Here is an 18,260-nt window from a genome sequence, read left to right on the forward strand (position 1 = left end):
CGCGGGTGGAAGCATGGCGTCATGGCCACTCCACCGGAACCGACGCCGCAGCTGGTGCTGGTCACCGGCGCCACCGGCTACATTGGCGGGCGGCTGGTTCCGCGGCTGCTGGCCCGCGGCTACGCCGTGCGCGTCCTGGTCCGCTCACCGGGCAAGCTCGAGGCCGTTCCGTGGCACGACGACGTGGACGTTGTTGCCGGCGACCTCGCCGACGCCGACGACGCCAAGCTGGCCTGCGCCGGCGTGCAGACGGTGTTCTACCTGGTGCACTCCATGGCCTCCGGGACCGACTTCGAAGGGCGCGAACTGGCGATAGCGCACACGGTCGCGGCCGCTGCGGCCGCGGCCGGGGCGCAACGGATCGTCTATCTGGGCGGGCTGCATCCGGAGAACGTCGAGCTGTCCCGCCACATGCGTTCGCGGGCCGCCGTGGGCCGGGCGCTGCTGGACGGCGAGGTGCCGGCGGCGGTCTTCCAGGCCGGCGTCGTGATCGGCTCCGGTTCCGCCTCCTTCGAGATGATCAGGCATCTGGCCGAAAACCTGCCGGTCATGCCGGCACCCAGCTGGGTGCGGCGCACCGTGGAGCCGATAGCCATCAGCGATGTGCTGCACTACCTGGAACGGGCGCCGGAGCTGCCGGCCGGGCTGAACCGCACCTTCGACATCGGCTCGCGGGAACGGATCACCTACGCGGGACTGATGTACGGGTACGCGCGCGAGGCCGGGCTGGCGCGGCGGCTGATTTATGCCCTGCCGATTCCGGCTCCCGCGCTGGCCGGCTGGTGGGTGGCGCTGACGACCCCGATCCCGCACGCCATGGCCGTGCCGTTGGTGCAGTCCCTCCAGCACGACGCCGTCTCCGCGGAACACGACATCGACCGCTACATCCCGCCGCCCGAGGGCGGACTGACCGGGTACCGCCGCGCTGTGCAGCTGGCGCTGGGCAAGATGGCCAGCGGCGAGGTGGAAACCAGCTGGACCAACGCCTCCAACAGCCCGCCGTCGGACCCGCTGCCCAGCGACCCTGAATGGGCGGGCCGCACCGTCTTCGTGGACGCGCGGGAACGCGGCTCCGCCGTCGCCGCCGAGGACGTCTGGCGGGTGATCCAAGCAATCGGCGGGGACAGCGGCTGGTACTCGTGGCCCGCGGCCTGGGCCATCCGGGGCGTGCTGGACAAACTGGTGGGCGGCGCCGGGCTCAACCGCGGCCGACGGCATGCCGACCGGCTTAGCGTGGGCGACGCCGTTGACTGGTGGCGGGTGGAGGCCATCGAGGACGCGCCCGAGCGCCGGCTGCTGCGGCTGCACGCCGAGATGAAGGTGCCGGGCCAGGCCTGGCTGGAACTGTCGGTGGTCCCCGCGGACGGCGGCAGCGTCTACCGGCAGCGCGCCATCTACTTCCCCACCGGGCTCTCCGGCAAGCTCTACTGGTGGCTGGTGCTCCCGTTCCACGGGCTGATCTTCCCCTCCATGGCCCGCAACATCATCCGCCGGGCATCCGCGCTCGGGGCGGGGGGCGAGGCGACCGCCGCGGACTCGGCCGCCGGACGCAACGCTGCCGGGCTGGGGGCCGCCGGACTCGGGGCTGCCGGTGACGCGACAACCGGAAAGAGTGCACCATGACAAAGCGACCTGACGACGTGCCCGCCGAAAAGTACCGGCGCCCCGAGGGCCTCGACGACGCCACCCTTGAGGCCCTGGGCAAGATCTCGGAGGCGCTGGAAGCGGTGGAACACGCCCGCGGCCTGCTGTACGGCTTTCACCGGCTCACCGGTACGGCCGACTTGGCGCTGGGCGAGGCGGTGGAGCTGCTGCGCAAGGCCGGACACCGGCAACTGGCCGAGCGCGTCGACCGGGAGATCGTGGGCCGCAACGTCATCGAGGGACATTGGACGTTCCAGATCATCGACGAGTACGACGAGATCTACTACGGCCCCTTCAAGGAGCTGGAGCGGCAGGCACGTGAAACGCTTGCCGGCGGCCGCAAGCACCTGTTCGAAGCCGCCATGAAAGAGGACCGGCGCACCCACGGGCTCCGAAACCACGAGGCAAACGCCCCGGGCCAGCGGGACGCCGGCACCTGATCGCGGCCGGCACGATCTCGGACCGGTTTCCAGGGGACAGCCTTCAAGCCACGACGTGCGCCGCCGGTCTGGCCGTTAGGCCTGCGGGTACACAACCGCCAGCGGCAGCCGGCCGCAGTCCAGCACGACCAATTCCACATCGTTGTACCGGTCGCCGCGGGGCGGCACCGTCCGGGGACGGGCCGGAGCGGCTTGGCTTCCCGGATCGCCGACCCTCCCTGTCGCCGGACCGGTCGCCGGGACGGCGCCCGGCGCCAGCAGCGTCCCCGCGGCCAGCTGGGCGTCGGCGGAAACCACCACCCGGCCGGCACGATTGACCAGGGCCGCCGCCGGGTGCAGACTCTTCAGCGCCGGCAACAGCAGCGGTTCCAACGACGCGACAAAGACGTCGGCGCCCGCCACGCCGACGCGCCGCTCTCCCGCTGCTACCGGGACCGTCATGGTCATGGTGTATTCGTCGGTGCAGAGGAAGTCCACGTAGGGTCCGGTGACATGCGGCAGGCCGGTCTCCATCGGCCGAGTGAACCACTCACGCCGCATGTAGGCGTCGGAGGCCGATGCCAGGGCGGGCAAGACCAGCCGCTCCATGCTCTCGCCCTGCCACCACGCCATGTGCCAGGAAGCGTCGGCCATCGCGTGGGCGGCGGCCACAAAGCCGGCGCCGACCACGGGCCTTTCCTCCCTCCCCACCAGCTCAGCGACCAGCGGCTGCATGGTCGCGGTCACCTGCTTGCCGCCCGGCGGCCGGGCCGGATCCTCAAACAACCCGGCCAAGGCGGGCACCCACGCGTTCACTTCGGCCAGGATGTCTTCGAAGAATCCGGTGACCTCGGCGAGCGGATCCGCCGCACGTGCTGATACCGGTTGGGCCATGGAGTTCATCCCGTCCTCCTTTGGGCGGTAGCGCGGGTCGGGCCGGCGGGCCGGTCGGTCAGCCGGGCGTGTTCGTCGATCAGCGCCGCCAATCCGGTCTGGATTTGTTCGGTCACTGTTGTGCGCGCCGTGGCGGCATCGGCTGCGGCAACCGCATCGGCAATGCGGTCGCACATCTGCACCATCGTGGCGTCGAACTCTGCGTCCTCGTGCAACACCGACACCAACGGACCAAAGTCCTTATAGAGCCGGACGAATTCACGCGTCAGCCGCGCCGACTGGCTCAAGGCTGCCAACTCCAGCAGGAAATCGCCGACGACGGCTCCGCCGGTGCCTGTTGACCGGGGAGCATGCAGGATCTGGCGCAGCATTTCGGCATCGTCGGGATCGGCAAAATCCGCCGCCAGCTCGGCGGCGGTCGCCGCAATGGCACGGTAATGGATAGCCAGGTCGCGCAGCTCCACCCGGCTCATCCGGCCCAGGCGGTCGCGGACCAGTTCCGCACGCCGTCCGGCGGGGACGGTGACGAAGGTGCCTCCGTCGCGGCCCCGCCGGGTGGCCACCAGCCCGCGGGACCGGAGGCCCACCAAGGCTTCCCGGGCCGTCACCGTAGCCACGCCCATGGAGGAAGCCAGCTCGGCCTCGCTGGGCAGCCGGTCGCCGTCGGCCAGCACACCCGCGGCAATCCCTTCCAGGATCCGGTCCTCCACGCGCTGCGCCTTGCCGCCCTCGCCCAGCGGGGCGAAGACCGCGGCGAGCAAGCGCTGGCGTGGCGGTGAATCCTTGGGCATGCGTCGATCCTTCCAGACGGACCGCCCGCACGACGGCAGGACGCGGCGGAGCGTCCTGCGGCCGGAACGGGCCCGTAACAAGAAATCTACACGATGTGACCCGCTTTACATTTAACCTCTGGTTTCATATGTTAACGCAAGACGATGTAGTCCACGCCACATCAGCCCTCTTGAAAGGACCCAGCCGTGCAAGCCACAGCCACCTCCGCAACCACCGCGCCGGACAGCACGGGGGACTCCGCCACGCCTGCCATCTCCCTGCAGCAGGTCGCGAAGACCTTCGGCGACTTCACCGCCGTCAAAGGTTTGGACCTGGACATCCGCCAGGGCGAGTTCTTCTCCTTGCTGGGCCCCTCCGGCTCCGGAAAGACCACCGTGCTGCGAATGATCGCCGGCTTCGAACTCCCCACCTCCGGCCGCATCGATCTGGCCGGTCGCGACGTCACCCGCAAGGCGCCGTTCGAGCGCGACGTCAACACCGTGTTCCAGGACTACGCGCTCTTTCCGCACCTGAGCGTGGCGCAGAACGTGGAGTACGGGCTCAAGCTGCGCAAGACGCCCCGGAGCGAGCGCCGCAGGCTGGTGACCGAGGCGCTGGAGATGATCCGCCTGCCCCGGGTGGCCGACCGGCTGCCCTCGCAGCTCTCCGGAGGTCAGCGCCAGCGTGTTGCCCTGGCCCGGGCACTGGTCCTGCGCCCGCAGGTGCTGCTGCTGGACGAGCCCCTCGGCGCGCTGGACAAGCAGCTGCGCGAACAGATGCAGGTGGAGCTGAAGCAAATCCAGCGCGAGGTGGGCATCACGTTCGTCTTCGTGACCCACGACCAGGAAGAAGCGCTCACGCTCTCGGACCGGGTCGCCGTCTTCAACGAAGGCGTGGTGGAGCAGGTGGGCACGCCCGAGGACCTGTACGAGCGCCCCGGCAGCCGGTTCGTCGCCTCCTTCCTGGGCAACACCAACCTGGTGGAGGGCGCCTTGGCCAAACAGCTCACCGGCTCCGACGCCCTGCTGAGCATCCGGCCGGAGCGCATCCACATCCGCCGCCTGGACGAGCCGGCGGAAGCAGCCGGGCTGTCCACCGTGGAAGCGGTGATCGAGGAGGTCATTTACACCGGCCCCTCCACCCGCTACGTGGCGCGCACCGCCGTCGGGCAGACCCTGATTGTCCAGGAGCCGAACGATGCCCGCGCCTCCGGCGCCCAGCGCGGCGACCGGGTCCGGCTGCAGTGGTCTTCCCGCTTCAACTACACCGTCTAGTCCCGCACCAACTACCTCACTACGCACCCTGAAGGAAAGGTACTCCATGAAGATCACCAAGGCACTGCCGCTGGCGGCACTCGCCTCGCTTTCGCTGGTCCTGGCCGGCTGCGGGGGCTCCGCTCCCGCCTCGTCCGCCGGCGGCGGCATCCAGGTCCCTGACATCCCGGCCGCCACCGAGGTGGGCGAGTCCGAGGGCGAAGTCAACATCATCGCCTGGGCCGGCTTCGTCGAGGACGGCTCCACCAACCCCGACGCCGACTGGGTCACCGAGTTCGAAAAAGAGACCCAGTGCAAGGTCAACCGCAAGGTCGGCGCCACCAGCGACGAGATGGTCCAGCTGATGCGCACCGGCGAGTACGACCTGGTCTCGGCCTCCGGCGATGCCTCGCTGCGCCTCATTGCCGGCGGCGACGTGGCCCCGATCAACACCGACCTGATCCCGAACTTCGGCCACATCGTGGACGGCCTGAAGGGCCAGATCTACGACACGCTCAACGGCAAGACCTACGGCGTTCCCATCGGCCGCGGCGCCAACGTCCTGATGTACAACACCGAGGCGGTGCCCGAAGCCCCTGACTCGTGGGAAGCCACCTGGGACCCGAACAGCGAGTACGCCGGCGAGATCATGGCCTACGATTCGCCCATCTTCATCGCCGACGCGGCCCTCTACCTGATGGCCACCCAGCCGGACCTGGGGATCACCAATCCCTACGCGCTGGATAAGGAGCAGCTGGCCGCAGCGGTGGAACTGCTCAAGACCCAGAACGGCATCGCCGGCGAGTACTGGAACGACGCGCTCAAGGCGGTCTCCTCCATCTCCTCCGGGACCGCGTCCCTGGGCACCGGCTGGCAGGTCATCGTGAACATCGCCCAGGCCGACGGCGGAAAGGTTGAGTCCGTGCTGCCGAAGGAAGGCGCCACCGGCTGGTCCGACACGTGGATGCTCTCCGCGCAGTCCAAGAACCCCAATTGCGCCTACCAGTGGATGGACTGGGCCTCCTCCGCCGAGGTGAACGCCAAGATGGCCCAGAACTTTGGCATGGCTCCGGCCAACGCACTGGCGTGCGAAGGCTCCAAGGAGAACGAGGAGCACTGCGCCACCTACCACGCCACGGACGAGGAGTACTACAAGCAGGTGTGGATGTGGACCACCCCGGTGGAGCAGTGCATTGACGGCCGCACCGACGCCACGTGCACCAACTACCAGGAGTGGACCAAGGCTTGGACCGAGGTCAAGGGCTAGTCCCTCCCTCCAGCACCCTCCCCATGGCAGGGGCGCGCGCGGTGAGCACCGCCGTCGTGCCCCTGCTGTGGAGGCATTCCCCAACACGACGGCGGTGTCCCCGCCGGCCGTGCACACGCATCCTGATCAGCACCGCATCTGAAGGAGGAACGGCGGGCAGGCCCGCCGAAACCACCATGACAGCACCAACGATTGAACCGGAGGCCGCAGCCCGCAGCGCCTCGGCGCCGGGCAGCGAGCGCAGCGGACTGGGCGACCGGATCTCCCGACTGCTCTACGCCCGGCCCAAACTGCGGCTGACCGCGCTCCTGACCCTGCCGCTGGCCTGGCTGGGCGTGCTGTACATCGGATCGCTGATCCTGTTGTTCATCACCGCTTTCTGGACCACCGACTCCTTCACCTCCAAGGTGATCCCCGCGTTCACCGTGGAGAACTTCGTGGAGATCCTGACAGTGCCGGCCTATCAGTTCACCGCGCTGCGGACCATCGGCATCGCGCTGGCCGTGACCGTGCTGTGCACCGCGTTGGCGCTGCCGCTGGGACTGTACATGGCCAAGGTCGCCTCGCCGCGGATGCGCGCGGTTCTGGCCATCGGCATCACGCTGCCGCTGTGGGCCGGCTACCTGGTGAAGGTGTTCTCCTGGCGCATCACGTTCTCCAGCGGCGGCCCGCTGGACTGGCTGCTGGCCCCGCTGGGCATGACCGGGCCGGGCTACGGCACCGCGGCGCTGGTGGTCACGCTGGCTTACCTGTGGTTCCCGTACATGGCGGTGCCGGTGTACTCGGCCTTCCGCCAGATCCCGGACAACCTGTTCGACGCTTCCTCCGATTTGGGCGCGAAGGCTTGGTCCACAGTGCGCACGGTGGCAGTCCCGCTGTTGAAGCCGGCGTTCATTGCCGGGTCCATCTTCACCTTCTCGCTGAGCCTGGGCGACTACATCGCGGCGCAGTTCGTCGGCGGGAAAACGCAGGTGATCGGCACGGTGATCGCCTCCAACATCAACCTCAATCCGCCGTTGGCCGCCGCGTTCGGCACTGTGCCCATCCTGGTGGTTGTCCTGTACCTCTTCCTGGCCCGCAAGTCCGGCGCCCTCAAGCAGCTTTAGGAACTTCACCGATGAGACTCTCCTCTTCCGCCAAGGTCACCCTGCGCCTGTTCGCCGGGCTGGTGATGGCCGCCATCTACCTGCCGCTGCTACTGGTGATCGTCAACTCCTTCAACGCCACCACCTCCGGCGCGTTTCCCATCACCGAATTCACCACCCGCTGGTGGGAGGCCGCCTTCCGCAACGAGGGCGTGCGGGAGGCGCTCTGGACCTCGCTGCGTGTGGCCACGGTAGCCACCATAATTGCGCTGCTGCTGGGCAGCATGATCGCGTTCGCGCTCTCCCGGTACGACTTCTTCGGGAAGAATACGGTCAACCTGCTGGTGGTGCTGCCCATCGCGCTGCCGGGCATTGTCACCGGCGTGGCGCTGAACAACACGTTCAAGACGGTGCTGGAGCCGCTGGGCATCGGCCTCGGGCTGTTCTCGGTGATCGTGGGCCACGCGACGTTCTGCATCGTGATGGTGTTCAACAACGTGCAGGCCAGGCTGGGCCGGATGAACAAGGGCCTGGAAGAGGCCGCCATGGACATGGGCGCCAACGTGGTCAAGACCTTCTTCCAGGTCACGTTCCCGGGTTTCCGCTCGGCGTTCGTAGCCGGCGGCCTCCTGGCCTTCGCGTTGAGCTTCGACGAGATCGTGGTGACCACCTTCACGGCCCCGCCCGGAACCGAGACCCTGCCCATCTGGATCTTCAACAACATGGCCCGGCCCAACCAGGCGCCGGTGGTTAACGTGATCGCTGCCGTGCTGATCATCGTGTCGATGATCCCGGTCTACCTGAGCCAGCGGATGACCGGAGACGACAAGAAGTAGTAAAGGCTCGACGGCGCGGGTTCCCGGTTTCCGGGGCCCGCGCCGTTCGTCTAGCTGCCCGCGGCGGGTTGTGCCGCCACGGATGCGGCCAGGCCCAGTTCGTCCTCGCCGAGGTCCGCGAAGTAGGACTCGACGGCGGCGCGGTCCACCTCCGCGAGCGTGGCCGGGTTCCAGCGCGGATTGCGGTCCTTGTCGATCACCTGGGCGCGGACGCCCTCGGCGAAGTCCGGGGCGGCGACCAGCCGGATGCCCAGGCGGTAATCCTGGTCGAGCACCTCCTCCAACGTGTCCATCTTGGCCGCCCGGCGGAGGGCCTCGAGCGTGAGCTTCACGGCCGTGGGCGATTTCAGGGCAATCTCCTCGGCGGCGGCGCGCGCGGCCGGGACCGGCGAGGTCCGCAGGGCGGCGAGGATCTGCTCCGCGTCGTCGTAGGCGTAGCACTCGTCGATCCAGTGGCGTTCCTTTTCCAGGTCCGACGCCGGGATGTCCGTGTGGGAAAAGGCCGCCATGGCTTCGATGGCCGGGGCTTCGGCGAGCGCGGCCGCCAGGGCCGGGAGCTCCGCGCTGTCCACGAAGTAGTCGGCCAGGCCCATCACGATGGCGTCGGCTCCGGTCCCGGTGCCCGCGGTCAGCGCGAGGTGGGTGCCGAGCTCCCCCGGTGCCCGCGAGTAAAGGAAACAGCCCCCGACGTCGGGAATGAACCCGATCCGGGTCTCCGGCATGCCGATCTTGGTCCGCTCGGTCACTACCCGGTAGGAGGCGTGTGCCGACACTCCGACGCCGCCGCCGAGCACCACGCCGTCCATGAACGCGACGATCGGCTTCGGGTAGCGGGAGATCAGCGAGTTCATCCGGTACTCGTCTTCCCAGAAGAGCTGGTCGCCGCCGTCCTTCATGTGCCGGTAGATGGCCACGATGTCACCTCCGGCGCACAGTCCCCGTTCCCCGGCGCCGGAAATCAGGACGGTCTCGACGGCGTCGTCCTCGGCCCACTCGCGGAGGGCCGCCGTGATCGACGTGATCATCGAGTCGTTGAGGGCGTTGATGGCCTTCGGGCGGTTCAGGACGATGTGGCCCAGGCGGCCGTTGCGCTGCAGCAGTATCTCGTTGGTATTCATCACTGGACAGCCTACCCGGCGGCGGCCGCCGCGTCAGCGGGCGTCGGTGCCTCTGGCGGCGGCAACCGGCTGAGGCGGGAACCGGCTGGGGGGCGGCGACCGGCTGGGGGGCGGCGACCGGCTGGGGGCGGCGACCGGCCGGAGGCGGCATCAGTTGATAGGCGGCTGTGGATGTTCGGCCTCTCGACGCCGGGAGGTACGCGCCCTATCCTGCACAAATGACCCATCCCGACGCGGAACCGGGCACGCAGCCGCCGTCCGGAGCTCCGGAACCGGGCACGCAGCCAGCATCCGGGCCTCCAGGACCGCCACCACTGCGCCGGCTGCCGGTCTGGGCTGTTGCGGGTTGCTGCCTGCTGCTGGGGGCCGGCCTGATGGTCCTGGGACTCGCCGCGGGAGGCGCGGTGGCGCCGCCCCTGCCGGGTCTGCCCTCGGCGGGAGCAGCGACCGCTTGGGGGCTTCCGGCGGCCGCGCTGCTGGCCACCGTCGGTATGGTCCTGGCTGTCGGCTTCGCCTGCGCGGCGCTGCTTGCCCTCCCCGCGGGAAGCCAAGAGCTGTCGGCTGCCGGCCGAAGGCTGACCGTCGTGGCGGCCGCGCTAGGAGCCGCCGCTGTGCCCGCCGTGTTGGTCCGCTTGTGGTTTACCGGGAGCGAACTGCTCGGCGTGCCCGTCACCCAACTGGACCCCGCGGAGCAGATGCGGGTGGTCTTGGAGGTCAGGCCCGGCCGGGTCCTGCTCTTCCAGATGGTACTGACGGTCGTGGCGGCGGCGACCGCGCGGTTCTCGCGCACGGCGACCGGCGCGGGACTGGCCCTGATCCTTCTGGTGGCAGCCCTCGCCATGCCTCCGCTGGCAGGCCACGCCTCCAGCCACGACGAACACTTCCTGGCGGTTGCCAGCCTGGGCCTTCATGTATCCGCCGCTGGCCTCTGGGCGGGCGGGTTGGCGGGCGTGGCGTACCTGGCGCTGCGGGCACCTGACGACTTCCTGCGGACCGTGCGGCGCTACAGCACGCTGGCGCTGGCCTGCGCCACGGCGGTGGCTGCCAGCGGCCTGGTCAATGCCGTGCTCCAGGTTCAGGCCCCGGCCGCGTTGGTCTCCGGCTACGGGTTCCTGGTGTTGGGCAAGGCGGCGGCGTTCGCGCTGTTGATTGTGTGCGGCTGGCTGCATCGCCGCACGACGCTGCGCGCCTTTGCTGCCCGGGAACGTGCTCCCGTCGGCCTCCCGGCCATGGCGGATCCCGGGCTGTCGGCCGGACCCGCGCCGCTGCGGCCGTTCCTCCGGCTGGCCGCCGCCGAGCTCATGGTGATGGCGGCGGCCTACGGCCTGGCGATAGCGCTGGCCCGGACACCTCTGCCCTAGCTGGTTCCGCGGCGTGGCATGTCCACGACGGGCGGGGCAGGGACAGCCATTCCGTCAGCTCGGCGTCCGCCGGAACGAGCGTGCCCCCGGCGCGTGTCAGGGTGGATGCTGCGCGTCTCGGAGCGCTGGTTGGTTCTGCGCATCCAGTCGGCGGGGTAGACCTTGGGTAGAATCTTGGTCACGGCCAGCGCGGCATACATGACGGTGTTTATGGCAACGAAGGCCGCTAGGACCGCAAACAGTTCGGAGTGCAGGATCGGTTCGGGAAGCAGGATTCCGGCGGGCAGTATGAAGTAGGCGCCGGTCATGACCGGGCCGCCCTTGCTGCTGCCGGGCCGCGGCGCGTGACGTGCTTCCATGTGGCCTTCCGGCCCAGGGATATGTCGATGATTCCTTTGACGTAGACGATGTTTATAAACATGTCGAAGAACAGTTCGGGCAACAGCGTGAGTGCTAGCAGGCGTGCCCGCCAGCCGCCCTTCCACACCGTGGCCGTCCGTTCCACGGCGAACAGGGCACCCATCCCGAGCCAGAATGGGAACAAGATCCAATCATCAAGTGAGAGCACCATCAGCGCGATGAGCAGCAGGTAGGAGCCCAGGGCAATGACGCCGTAGCCGATGCCCAGTTGCTGGGCCCAGTAACGAAGCGTCTGTGGGGTAACGCCGTAGGCGCCGATGTTCTCCAGGGCACCGCGCTGCCAGCGCAGGCGCTGCGCCCACAAGGTGCGCCAGGTGGGCATCAGTTCGGTGACGACCGTGCACTGCGCCGGGGAGATCGTTAGGGCGCCGAGAGACTTCAGCGCGATGGTTAGTTCGTTGTCTTCCGTCAGTGACGCCGTGTCATAGACGTCACCTGGCTTCCCTGGAATCGACCGTCCGCGCTGCAGTGCCGCCGCGCGCAGCGCAGCGGGACGAAAGAGGGAGGCGGTGCCGGTGAGCACGAACACCCGGCCGCGGCGGCGGCGCATCTCACGGGCATAACGGATGTACTCGTTGCGTTGGAACTGGCCAAGCAGCCCGTGCCCTTCCTCCCCGTTAAACAACCCGCCTACAGCCATCAGCGCGCGGTCGTCTGTGAAGCGTTGGACCGCGGCCGCCAGAAAGCCGTCATCGAGTCTCGTGTCGGCGTCCATCACCATGACGACGTCGTTGTCGCCTTGTCCCGGCAGCAGCATCTTGAGCGCCTGGTTCAGCGCTCCGGCCTTCTTTTGCGTGTTGTCCACTGTTTCGAAGACTTCGACCCCGGCTTCGGCGGCAAGTCGGACGGTGGAGTCGTTGCAGTTATCGGCGACAACGATGACTCGTTCCGGCTTGTGCGACTGGGCCAGCAGGGAAGCGATGGTTTCGGGGAGGGAAGCCTCCTCATTGTGGGCCGGAATCAACACGGTCACCGTGACTGGGCCTGCGTAGACACCGCGGGTTGCGGCCATCACCAGCCTCGGAGCCAGGGGAGTTGCCCGGTGGTCGATGGAGCGGCGCGATCTGGTCGACACGAGCCGCTCGAGCAGCGCTATGCCGGTCACAAGCAGAAGCGCCAGGGCAGCGGCCGCCAGAATCACCCGCGCGGGAGGAGCCTGCGTGTCGTAGAGGAAGCTCCAAAGCCCGAAAATAACGCCTTCGGAGGGGGAAGCGGGCGCTTCCCGATCGTTTGCGGCAACGGCGGACCAAAGCCCCGTCGCCGCGCCCGCGGCAGTCACCCCAATGACCGCGCCGACTCCCCGTTTAAACCGCCCCCGCTCCATACACCCGCTCCTGCTGGAATGAACGTCTCAGCTGAAGACTAGCGGGTACCGGTTTGGGGCCTGCAGGGTTATCCGCTGCGTTTGCTCAAGTTGTTATGTGACCCGTGGTGGCGGCTTGAACACGTCGGAGCACCCCCAAGCCGCAACCGTCGATGACCGGCAGTGCGCGAGCCCATTTGGATCTGGTTGACACTCCCCATGCTTTTCGACGATGCGGGCGTCGTCAGTTCCAGCACAACTGTCCCTCCCTCTCCGATCGGATTCTACGGGGAGCGCCCGACGGAGCGTGCGACGGTCGACACGGCTGAGCGGCGCCGCACGGAATCATCGGCGAGCAATCTCGTCCTTACCTGGCTTCGCCTAATGCGGAGACACACCCTAGCTGGGTCCGCTGCGTGGCCAGAAGGAACGCGGGTGAAGGCTGCCAGGAGCAGTCTCTTGGCTTAGGTCGTTCCTGGCGGGCGGGTCCACGGCTCCGGTCCCCCGTTGCCCGGGGGCGGTGTTCCGGGTGTCCCGGGTTCTTGCGGCCGGGCTGTCGGCGCCTGCGGGTTGGCGGGCCCTGGCCCCTGAGGTGCGGTCCCCGGGTAGACGGGCCCTTGCGCTGCGGCCGGAGCCGAGGGATCGACGGGCCCCTGCGCTGCGGCCGTGGCAGACGGGTCGACGGGCCCCTGGTCCAGGCGGAAGGGCGGGTACTCGTCGCGCATCAGCAAGACGTAGGCCGCCACCCGGTAGGCCCAGCGGTTGATGCCGATGATCAGGTCGAACAGCTCCTGCCGGTAACGGCTGCTGAAGAGCAGGATCACAGCGGTGATCAGCACGAGCAAGCCCAGCAGCGAGGGGCCCCACGTTGCCGGGGACGCATAGGCGTCCTCGCCCCAGCCCCTGCCCCAGCCGCGGTCCCAGGCGGCACCGGTGCCGCTGGTGAAGATGCCGACGATGAGCAGGTGCGGGATGGCCAGCAGCCACCATTTCACCAGCACGAGCCAGTGCGAGAGGCGCTGCGGGTACGCCACGTCCAGGTTGGCCGGGTAGTCCGCGGCGGCCAAGGTGAACGGCGGATACCGGTCCGTGCCCAGCGCGGAGTACCCGTAGAAACCCACGCGCCAGGACCAGCGCAGCACACCGACGTTGAACCAGAACCAGGACCTCGGATAACGCCCGGTGAACAGGATCACGATCCCGGCCGCGATCGTGGCCACCAGCACGGCAAACCACAGCACGGCCAAGACGATGTAATGCGGAATCGCCAACAACCACTTGACGAGCCAGAGCCAGCGCGAGAGCCGGTCATCCAGGAAGCCGGTCACCAGCACCGGGTATGTCTGCGTCGACCGTCCCCACCCGGCGCTCGCGGCCGGCGCGGCTCCCGGGCCCTGGCCCGGGCGGCGGTACTGATCCATGCCGTCCGGGCGCTGGCCCGGACGGGAACGATCCGGATCGATGTCGCGGCCCAGGCCCGCGGAACCGAGCAACAGGAGGGGAATGCCGATGACCAGGCAGACCAGCCCGGCGATCAGCAGGCCGTTCCCGGCCGGTCCCAGCACATCGGATCGTGCCCCTGCCTGCACCTCCACCCACACCGGGCGGGAGGCGTCCGCGTTCATCACGACGAGCGACCACCGGCCGGGCTGCAGGTCCCAGGCAACTTGCTGCGGGCCGCTGCCGGAGGTCGATTCCGTCCAGAAGTCCTGCTCCCCGGGCGGAGCCGGCACGCGGTCCCCTTCCGAGGTCACCTCGTCGTCGTCATCGAGCCACGGCGAGCGCCCCGGCCGGTCTCCGTCGTCAAACCGGGAGGCGTCACCCAGCGAGGTGTAGGAAACGCCCTCCAGGTAGGCCGCCGCGTCGGAGGCCTCGGCGATGCCCACGAACACCTCTTGGTCCGGAACCACGGGGGTGACGCGCACCTGAAAACTGGCCAGGTCTCCGACCGCCGGAATATTGGGCATTCCCGCTGCCCCGGGGTCGACGACCACGGAAGGGCCGACCAGTGCATACCCCGTGCTCTGGTACTGCTCCGTCGGCCCGGTCAGGTAGCGGCCGTCGCCCTGCACGGCGCTGGCACCCAGAATGACGGCGGCGCTGATGGTCAAGGCCAGCCCGGCGACGGTCAGCAGCACGCCGAGGATCAGCAGCACCCAGTGTCCCGGCTTCATCCGGGCGGCTGGCGGCGCCGGACCCGGCGCGGGAGGCGGGACAGGTTGGGCGGTCATGACGGTCCTTTCGCAGCGCGTGCCGGAACCGTGCCCGGACTAAGCGCCTACGGCTGGGTTGGCAGGATGCGGGCAGCCGGACCGGCGCCCGGCTATCGGGTTTTGTTGCGTCAGCGCGTCAGCAATCCGCCCAGCGGTCTCCAACGCCGCGTCGAGGGGACCGGCAGAGGCATTCGAAACCCGCATGGTGCCACCTCCCCCTGGGTGCGCTTCCCCGTCACAGTGCGCCTCCGGCGCCCGGCGCTCGCTGTACCCAACAGGAACGAGGCCCGCTTGGACGCCGACGCACTTCAGGCAGCCCCAGTCCGTCAATTGCCCGACCGCGCTCGGCGCGTGTGGCTGCAGGCACCATGGTACTCAGCCGCTCCGACCGGCGATAGGGTCTACGCTCACCTGCCGGCTAAGGCCCGGCCGACAAGGCTGGGCTCAGGGTTGGTCAGGACCTCTCCGCCCAGCAATACCGTGGGAACGGTTTCGTTTCCGTCGTTGTGCTGCCGGACGAACGCCGCGCCTTCCGGGTCCTGCCAGATGTTGACCCAGTGGGCGGCCTGGCCGTTGCGGCCAAGGGTCGCCCGGAGCCGCAGGCAGTAGATGCAGCCGGGCCGCCAGAAGATGACCACCCGGCCAGGATCGTCGCTTTGGTCCCGCAACGCGGTCCACGGGGCGGCACGCCGGCTGCCGAAGAAGGGACTGACCGCCCACGCGCCGGCCAGCAGCAGCGTGGCGAAGATGATGGCGGGCAGCCAATCGCCGTCCTGCCCCTTGTAGACCAGGGCAGCCACGCCCAGCCCGGCCAAAGCTGCTGCGGGGAACCATCGCTCGTAGCGTTTCATGGACACAGCGTACGCGCGCCGTTTCGCAGGCCACCGTCGCCCTCCCTCCGCTTTCGCCTAGGTTTCTCCCAGCTTTCGCCACGGCAACACACATGGTGGGCCGGTACTGTCGCTGACTTATGCACCGAGATGGGAGAACAGAGTGACTAAGAAGTGGTTATTGAGCCTGGCCGTTGCCGGCTCCATCGCCGTCCTCACCGCCTGTGGCGGGTCGCCGGCGGACGAGAGCGGTTCGAGCCCGGCGGCCTCCGCGGAAGCCGGCGCGGGTGCGGAAGGGCAGGCCCAGCTGCCGGAGCCGGATCTTGAAGGCATCCCGGACGTGGTGGCCGTGGTCAACGGGACGGAGATCCCGAAGGACAAGTTCACCGCCGCGTACGAAGGGCAGTTCCAGCAGATGGCCATGCAGTCCCAAATGACGGGGCAGGAATTGGACCAGGACGCGCTGAAGAAGCAGACGGCCGAGGCCATGGTCGGCACGCAGCTGCTGATCCAGGAAGCGGACCACCGCGGGATCAAGGCGTCCGACAAGGACGTGCAGGCCTCACTGGAGGAGATGGCGAAGGCCAACCAGTTCAAGACCGTGGACGAGCTCATGGCCGCCATCAAGGAACAGGGCATGACCGAGGACGAGGTCAATGCCGAGATGGAAACCCAGGTCCGGATGGACAAACTGATTGCCGAGGAGGCCGGCAACGCCAAGCCCACCGAGGACGAGCTGAAGGCCGCCTACGAGCAGGCCAAGAAGCAGCAGGAGCAGATGGGCGAACAGACCGGCCAGAAGGCCGAGGTCCCCTCGATGAAGGAAATGCGCCCGAACCTGGAGCAGCAGATTCAGGCGCAGAAGGAAACCGAAGCCACCCAGGCCCTGGTCACGGACCTGCGTGAGAAGGCGGACGTCAAGATCCACCTCTGATTCCCCCTCTCTCGAAACTACGACGACGGTGCCCGACTTAGCGGGCACCGTCGTCGTAGTTGTGGGGCGGCTGACGTAGTTTCCGGGCGGCTGACGCAACCGGCGCCCTACCCGCGCCTGACCTGTATCTTCTGTCGGGGCGTTTCCGCCTCCACCTGGGGAACAGGGGCCTTGATCTCGAGCACCCCGTCCCGGTAGGTGGCGGTGATGTCCTCGTCTTTGACGCCCTGGGGCAGCGGCACGCTGCGGGAGAAGGATCCGTAGCGGAACTCCGAGCGGTAGCTGCCCTTCTCCTTCTGCTCCTTCCGCTCGTGGCGCTCGGCGTGAATATGCAACTGTCCCTCGGAGACGGAGATCTCGGCGTCCTTCTCCGGGTCGATGCCCGGCAGTTCGGCGCGGATGGTCAGGACGTTGTCTTTGATTTCCTCCTCCACCCGAATCATGGATTTTTCCTGTTCACCCTCGAAAAAGCGGCGGAACGGCTCCGCCAATTCGAAGGGCGAGCGGCGCTCGAACGGCGGCCACCTCAACAAATCGCTCATGGCTCACACTCCTGTGACAGAAACGGCAGGCTGGCGGCCAGGCGCCGCCGGCCCGTCATACCCTTCAGTTTTCGCAGGTGCAGGTTCTGGCATAACGCACCCGGTGCGTTCGGCACGGCAACATGGTATAGCTGCCCGGTATATACGGGAATGGGTTAGGCCTGCGGGCGGATCGCGGCATAGAGCAGCATGTCCCGGCGCACGCCGCCGATGGTTTGGTAGCTGCGCAGCAGGCCCTCGCGGCTGAAACCTGCGGATTCGGCGGTCCGGATCGAGGCGTTGTTCCAGGGCTCGATGTAAAGCTCCAGCCGGTGCAGTTCCGGGATGGTCCAGGCGAAGGCCGCGAGCGCCGCGAGCGCATCCGCCGCCCGGCCCTGCCCCCGGTATGCCGGGCCCATCAGGTAGCCCGCGGTCGATCGGCCTTCCGGCAGGTAGGTCAGCCACAGTCCGATCTGGCCCACTGCCCTATCCGACTCCGCGTCCGCCACCGCGAAGGAGTACCCGGCGCCGGAGGTGAACCGGCCGTTCTGGCGCAGGATCCACTCCACCGCGTCGTCCTCCCGGCACGGCGAAGGGATGGAACTGATCAGCGGGATGTACGGATCCCGGGCCAACTCCAACGCCAGATGGGCGTCGTCGCTGCGGAATTGGCGCAGCACCACGCTGCCCTGCGCCGGCGTGACCTCCGGCCAAGCCAAGGGCAGGCGTGCATCCATGTCTGCGATGGGGCCGGTTCCCTTCTGCGGGGCCGGCACGGGCGGCGCGGAAGGGGGCTGCACGGGCGTAACGTCCGGGCTCAAGTGGTTTCGGCCAGGACGTCCATGACGGCGGCCACGAACTGGTCCAGATCGCCCGGGTTGCGGGACGTGACCAGGGTCCAGCCGTGCTCGCGGTCGATCACCACGGGTTCGTCGTCCCAGTGGCCGCCGGAATTCATGATGTCCGCCTTGAGCGAGACGTAGGAGGTGAGGGTTTTGCCGCGGGTGCGCCCGGTTTCGACCAGGAGCCACGGTCCGTGGCAGATCGCGGCGATCGGCCGGCCGGATTCGGAGAAGGACCGCACGATGCCCTGGGCGTCCGGGTCCAGCCGCAGCTGGTCCGCGTTCAGGGTCCCGCCGGGCAGGACCAGCAGGTCGTAGTCGCCGTCGGAAACATCCGGCAAAGACTTGTCCACCGGAATTTTTTCGCCCCGGTCCCAGTCCCCGACCAGGGTTTCCACGTCGCCGGCTTCGGGTGCCGCGATCGTGACGTCGACCCCGGCCGCGCGCAGTTTTTCGACCGGGATTTTCAGTTCGTCCTGTTCGACGCCGCGGTTACTCACCGCTACCAGGACCTTTTTGCCGGCGATTTCGGGCATGTCTTCCGTCCTT

The 18,260-nt window shown here is 68.3% G+C and carries 18 protein-coding genes; 8 read left to right on the plus strand and 10 right to left on the minus strand.

Annotated features, from left to right (window positions below; translation table 11 throughout):
- The first annotated feature begins 21 nt into the window (after nucleotides 1–21).
- A complete protein-coding gene (locus AC5RWG_RS15750; RefSeq protein WP_494167326.1) occupies nucleotides 22–1,623 on the plus strand; it encodes an SDR family oxidoreductase in 1,602 nt (533 codons plus the stop codon).
- Complete coding sequence (locus AC5RWG_RS15755) at nucleotides 1,620–2,084, plus strand: hypothetical protein (protein WP_494014589.1); 465 nt, start codon at nucleotides 1,620–1,622, stop codon at nucleotides 2,082–2,084. The genes AC5RWG_RS15750 and AC5RWG_RS15755 overlap by 4 nt, the downstream gene beginning before the upstream one ends.
- Nucleotides 2,085–2,159: 75 nt before the next feature.
- Here AC5RWG_RS15755 and AC5RWG_RS15760 read toward each other — a convergent pair whose 3' ends face one another.
- Nucleotides 2,160–2,966 (minus strand): cache domain-containing protein, encoded by an 807-nt coding sequence (locus tag AC5RWG_RS15760; RefSeq protein WP_494167327.1) that lies wholly within the window; start codon nucleotides 2,964–2,966, stop codon nucleotides 2,160–2,162.
- Nucleotides 2,963–3,748: a winged helix-turn-helix domain-containing protein gene (locus AC5RWG_RS15765; protein ID WP_494167328.1), complete on the minus strand. Its 786-nt coding sequence runs from the start codon at nucleotides 3,746–3,748 to the stop codon at nucleotides 2,963–2,965. The genes AC5RWG_RS15760 and AC5RWG_RS15765 overlap by 4 nt, the downstream gene beginning before the upstream one ends.
- 186 nt (nucleotides 3,749–3,934) lie before the next feature.
- On the opposite strand from AC5RWG_RS15765, the gene AC5RWG_RS15770 reads away from it, so the two are divergent.
- The 4 genes from AC5RWG_RS15770 (at nucleotide 3,935) to AC5RWG_RS15785 (ending at nucleotide 8,169) form a co-directional block, all read left to right on the plus strand.
- The gene (locus AC5RWG_RS15770; RefSeq protein ID WP_494167329.1) at nucleotides 3,935–5,002 is read left to right on the plus strand and encodes an ABC transporter ATP-binding protein; all 1,068 of its coding nucleotides are present in this window, start codon (nucleotides 3,935–3,937) and stop codon (nucleotides 5,000–5,002) included.
- A 46-nt stretch (nucleotides 5,003–5,048) separates the two neighbouring features.
- A complete protein-coding gene (locus AC5RWG_RS15775; RefSeq protein ID WP_494001663.1) occupies nucleotides 5,049–6,248 on the plus strand; it encodes an ABC transporter substrate-binding protein in 1,200 nt (399 codons plus the stop codon).
- A gap of 176 nt (nucleotides 6,249–6,424) precedes the next feature.
- Nucleotides 6,425–7,354: an ABC transporter permease gene (locus tag AC5RWG_RS15780; RefSeq protein ID WP_494167330.1), complete on the plus strand. Its 930-nt coding sequence runs from the start codon at nucleotides 6,425–6,427 to the stop codon at nucleotides 7,352–7,354.
- A gap of 11 nt (nucleotides 7,355–7,365) precedes the next feature.
- Nucleotides 7,366–8,169 (plus strand): ABC transporter permease, encoded by an 804-nt coding sequence (locus tag AC5RWG_RS15785; RefSeq protein WP_494001665.1) that lies wholly within the window; start codon nucleotides 7,366–7,368, stop codon nucleotides 8,167–8,169.
- A gap of 50 nt (nucleotides 8,170–8,219) precedes the next feature.
- Here AC5RWG_RS15785 and AC5RWG_RS15790 read toward each other — a convergent pair whose 3' ends face one another.
- Nucleotides 8,220–9,287: an enoyl-CoA hydratase/isomerase family protein gene (locus AC5RWG_RS15790; RefSeq protein ID WP_494167331.1), complete on the minus strand. Its 1,068-nt coding sequence runs from the start codon at nucleotides 9,285–9,287 to the stop codon at nucleotides 8,220–8,222.
- A gap of 218 nt (nucleotides 9,288–9,505) precedes the next feature.
- Between AC5RWG_RS15790 and AC5RWG_RS15795 the strand changes: the two genes are divergently transcribed.
- Nucleotides 9,506–10,648, plus strand: coding sequence for a copper resistance D family protein (locus tag AC5RWG_RS15795; RefSeq protein WP_494167332.1), 1,143 nt, complete (start codon nucleotides 9,506–9,508; stop codon nucleotides 10,646–10,648).
- Here the strand turns inward: AC5RWG_RS15795 and AC5RWG_RS15800 are convergent.
- From AC5RWG_RS15800 to AC5RWG_RS15815, 4 genes are all read right to left on the minus strand, one after another.
- Complete coding sequence (locus tag AC5RWG_RS15800) at nucleotides 10,645–11,007, minus strand: hypothetical protein (protein WP_494001668.1); 363 nt, start codon at nucleotides 11,005–11,007, stop codon at nucleotides 10,645–10,647. The two genes, AC5RWG_RS15795 and AC5RWG_RS15800, sit on opposite strands and share 4 nt — an antisense overlap.
- Nucleotides 10,953–12,392 (minus strand): glycosyltransferase family 2 protein, encoded by a 1,440-nt coding sequence (locus tag AC5RWG_RS15805; protein ID WP_494167333.1) that lies wholly within the window; start codon nucleotides 12,390–12,392, stop codon nucleotides 10,953–10,955. Before AC5RWG_RS15805 ends, AC5RWG_RS15800 begins: the two co-directional genes overlap by 55 nt.
- Nucleotides 12,393–12,835: 443 nt before the next feature.
- On the minus strand, nucleotides 12,836–14,602 hold the full coding sequence (locus AC5RWG_RS15810; RefSeq protein WP_494167334.1) for a DUF4389 domain-containing protein: 1,767 nt from the start codon (nucleotides 14,600–14,602) through the stop codon (nucleotides 12,836–12,838).
- Nucleotides 14,603–14,991: 389 nt separating this feature from the next.
- Entirely contained in the window at nucleotides 14,992–15,435 is a 444-nt protein-coding gene (locus AC5RWG_RS15815) for a glutaredoxin domain-containing protein (protein WP_494167335.1), read from the minus strand.
- 160 nt (nucleotides 15,436–15,595) lie between these two features.
- On the opposite strand from AC5RWG_RS15815, the gene AC5RWG_RS15820 reads away from it, so the two are divergent.
- Nucleotides 15,596–16,348, plus strand: coding sequence for a SurA N-terminal domain-containing protein (locus AC5RWG_RS15820; RefSeq protein ID WP_494167336.1), 753 nt, complete (start codon nucleotides 15,596–15,598; stop codon nucleotides 16,346–16,348).
- A 107-nt stretch (nucleotides 16,349–16,455) separates the two neighbouring features.
- Here the strand turns inward: AC5RWG_RS15820 and AC5RWG_RS15825 are convergent, their stop codons facing one another.
- The 3 genes from AC5RWG_RS15825 to AC5RWG_RS15835 all read right to left on the minus strand — a co-directional run bounded on the left by AC5RWG_RS15825 (nucleotide 16,456) and on the right by AC5RWG_RS15835 (nucleotide 18,247).
- Nucleotides 16,456–16,890 (minus strand): Hsp20/alpha crystallin family protein, encoded by a 435-nt coding sequence (locus tag AC5RWG_RS15825; RefSeq protein WP_494001673.1) that lies wholly within the window; start codon nucleotides 16,888–16,890, stop codon nucleotides 16,456–16,458.
- Nucleotides 16,891–17,045: 155 nt separating this feature from the next.
- Nucleotides 17,046–17,606: a GNAT family N-acetyltransferase gene (locus tag AC5RWG_RS15830; RefSeq protein ID WP_494001674.1), complete on the minus strand. Its 561-nt coding sequence runs from the start codon at nucleotides 17,604–17,606 to the stop codon at nucleotides 17,046–17,048.
- Nucleotides 17,607–17,686: 80 nt separating this feature from the next.
- Nucleotides 17,687–18,247, minus strand: coding sequence for a type 1 glutamine amidotransferase domain-containing protein (locus tag AC5RWG_RS15835; RefSeq protein ID WP_494128552.1), 561 nt, complete (start codon nucleotides 18,245–18,247; stop codon nucleotides 17,687–17,689).
- Nucleotides 18,248–18,260 lie beyond the last annotated feature (13 nt).

The organism is Arthrobacter sp. Y3221160 (genome assembly GCF_059092585.1).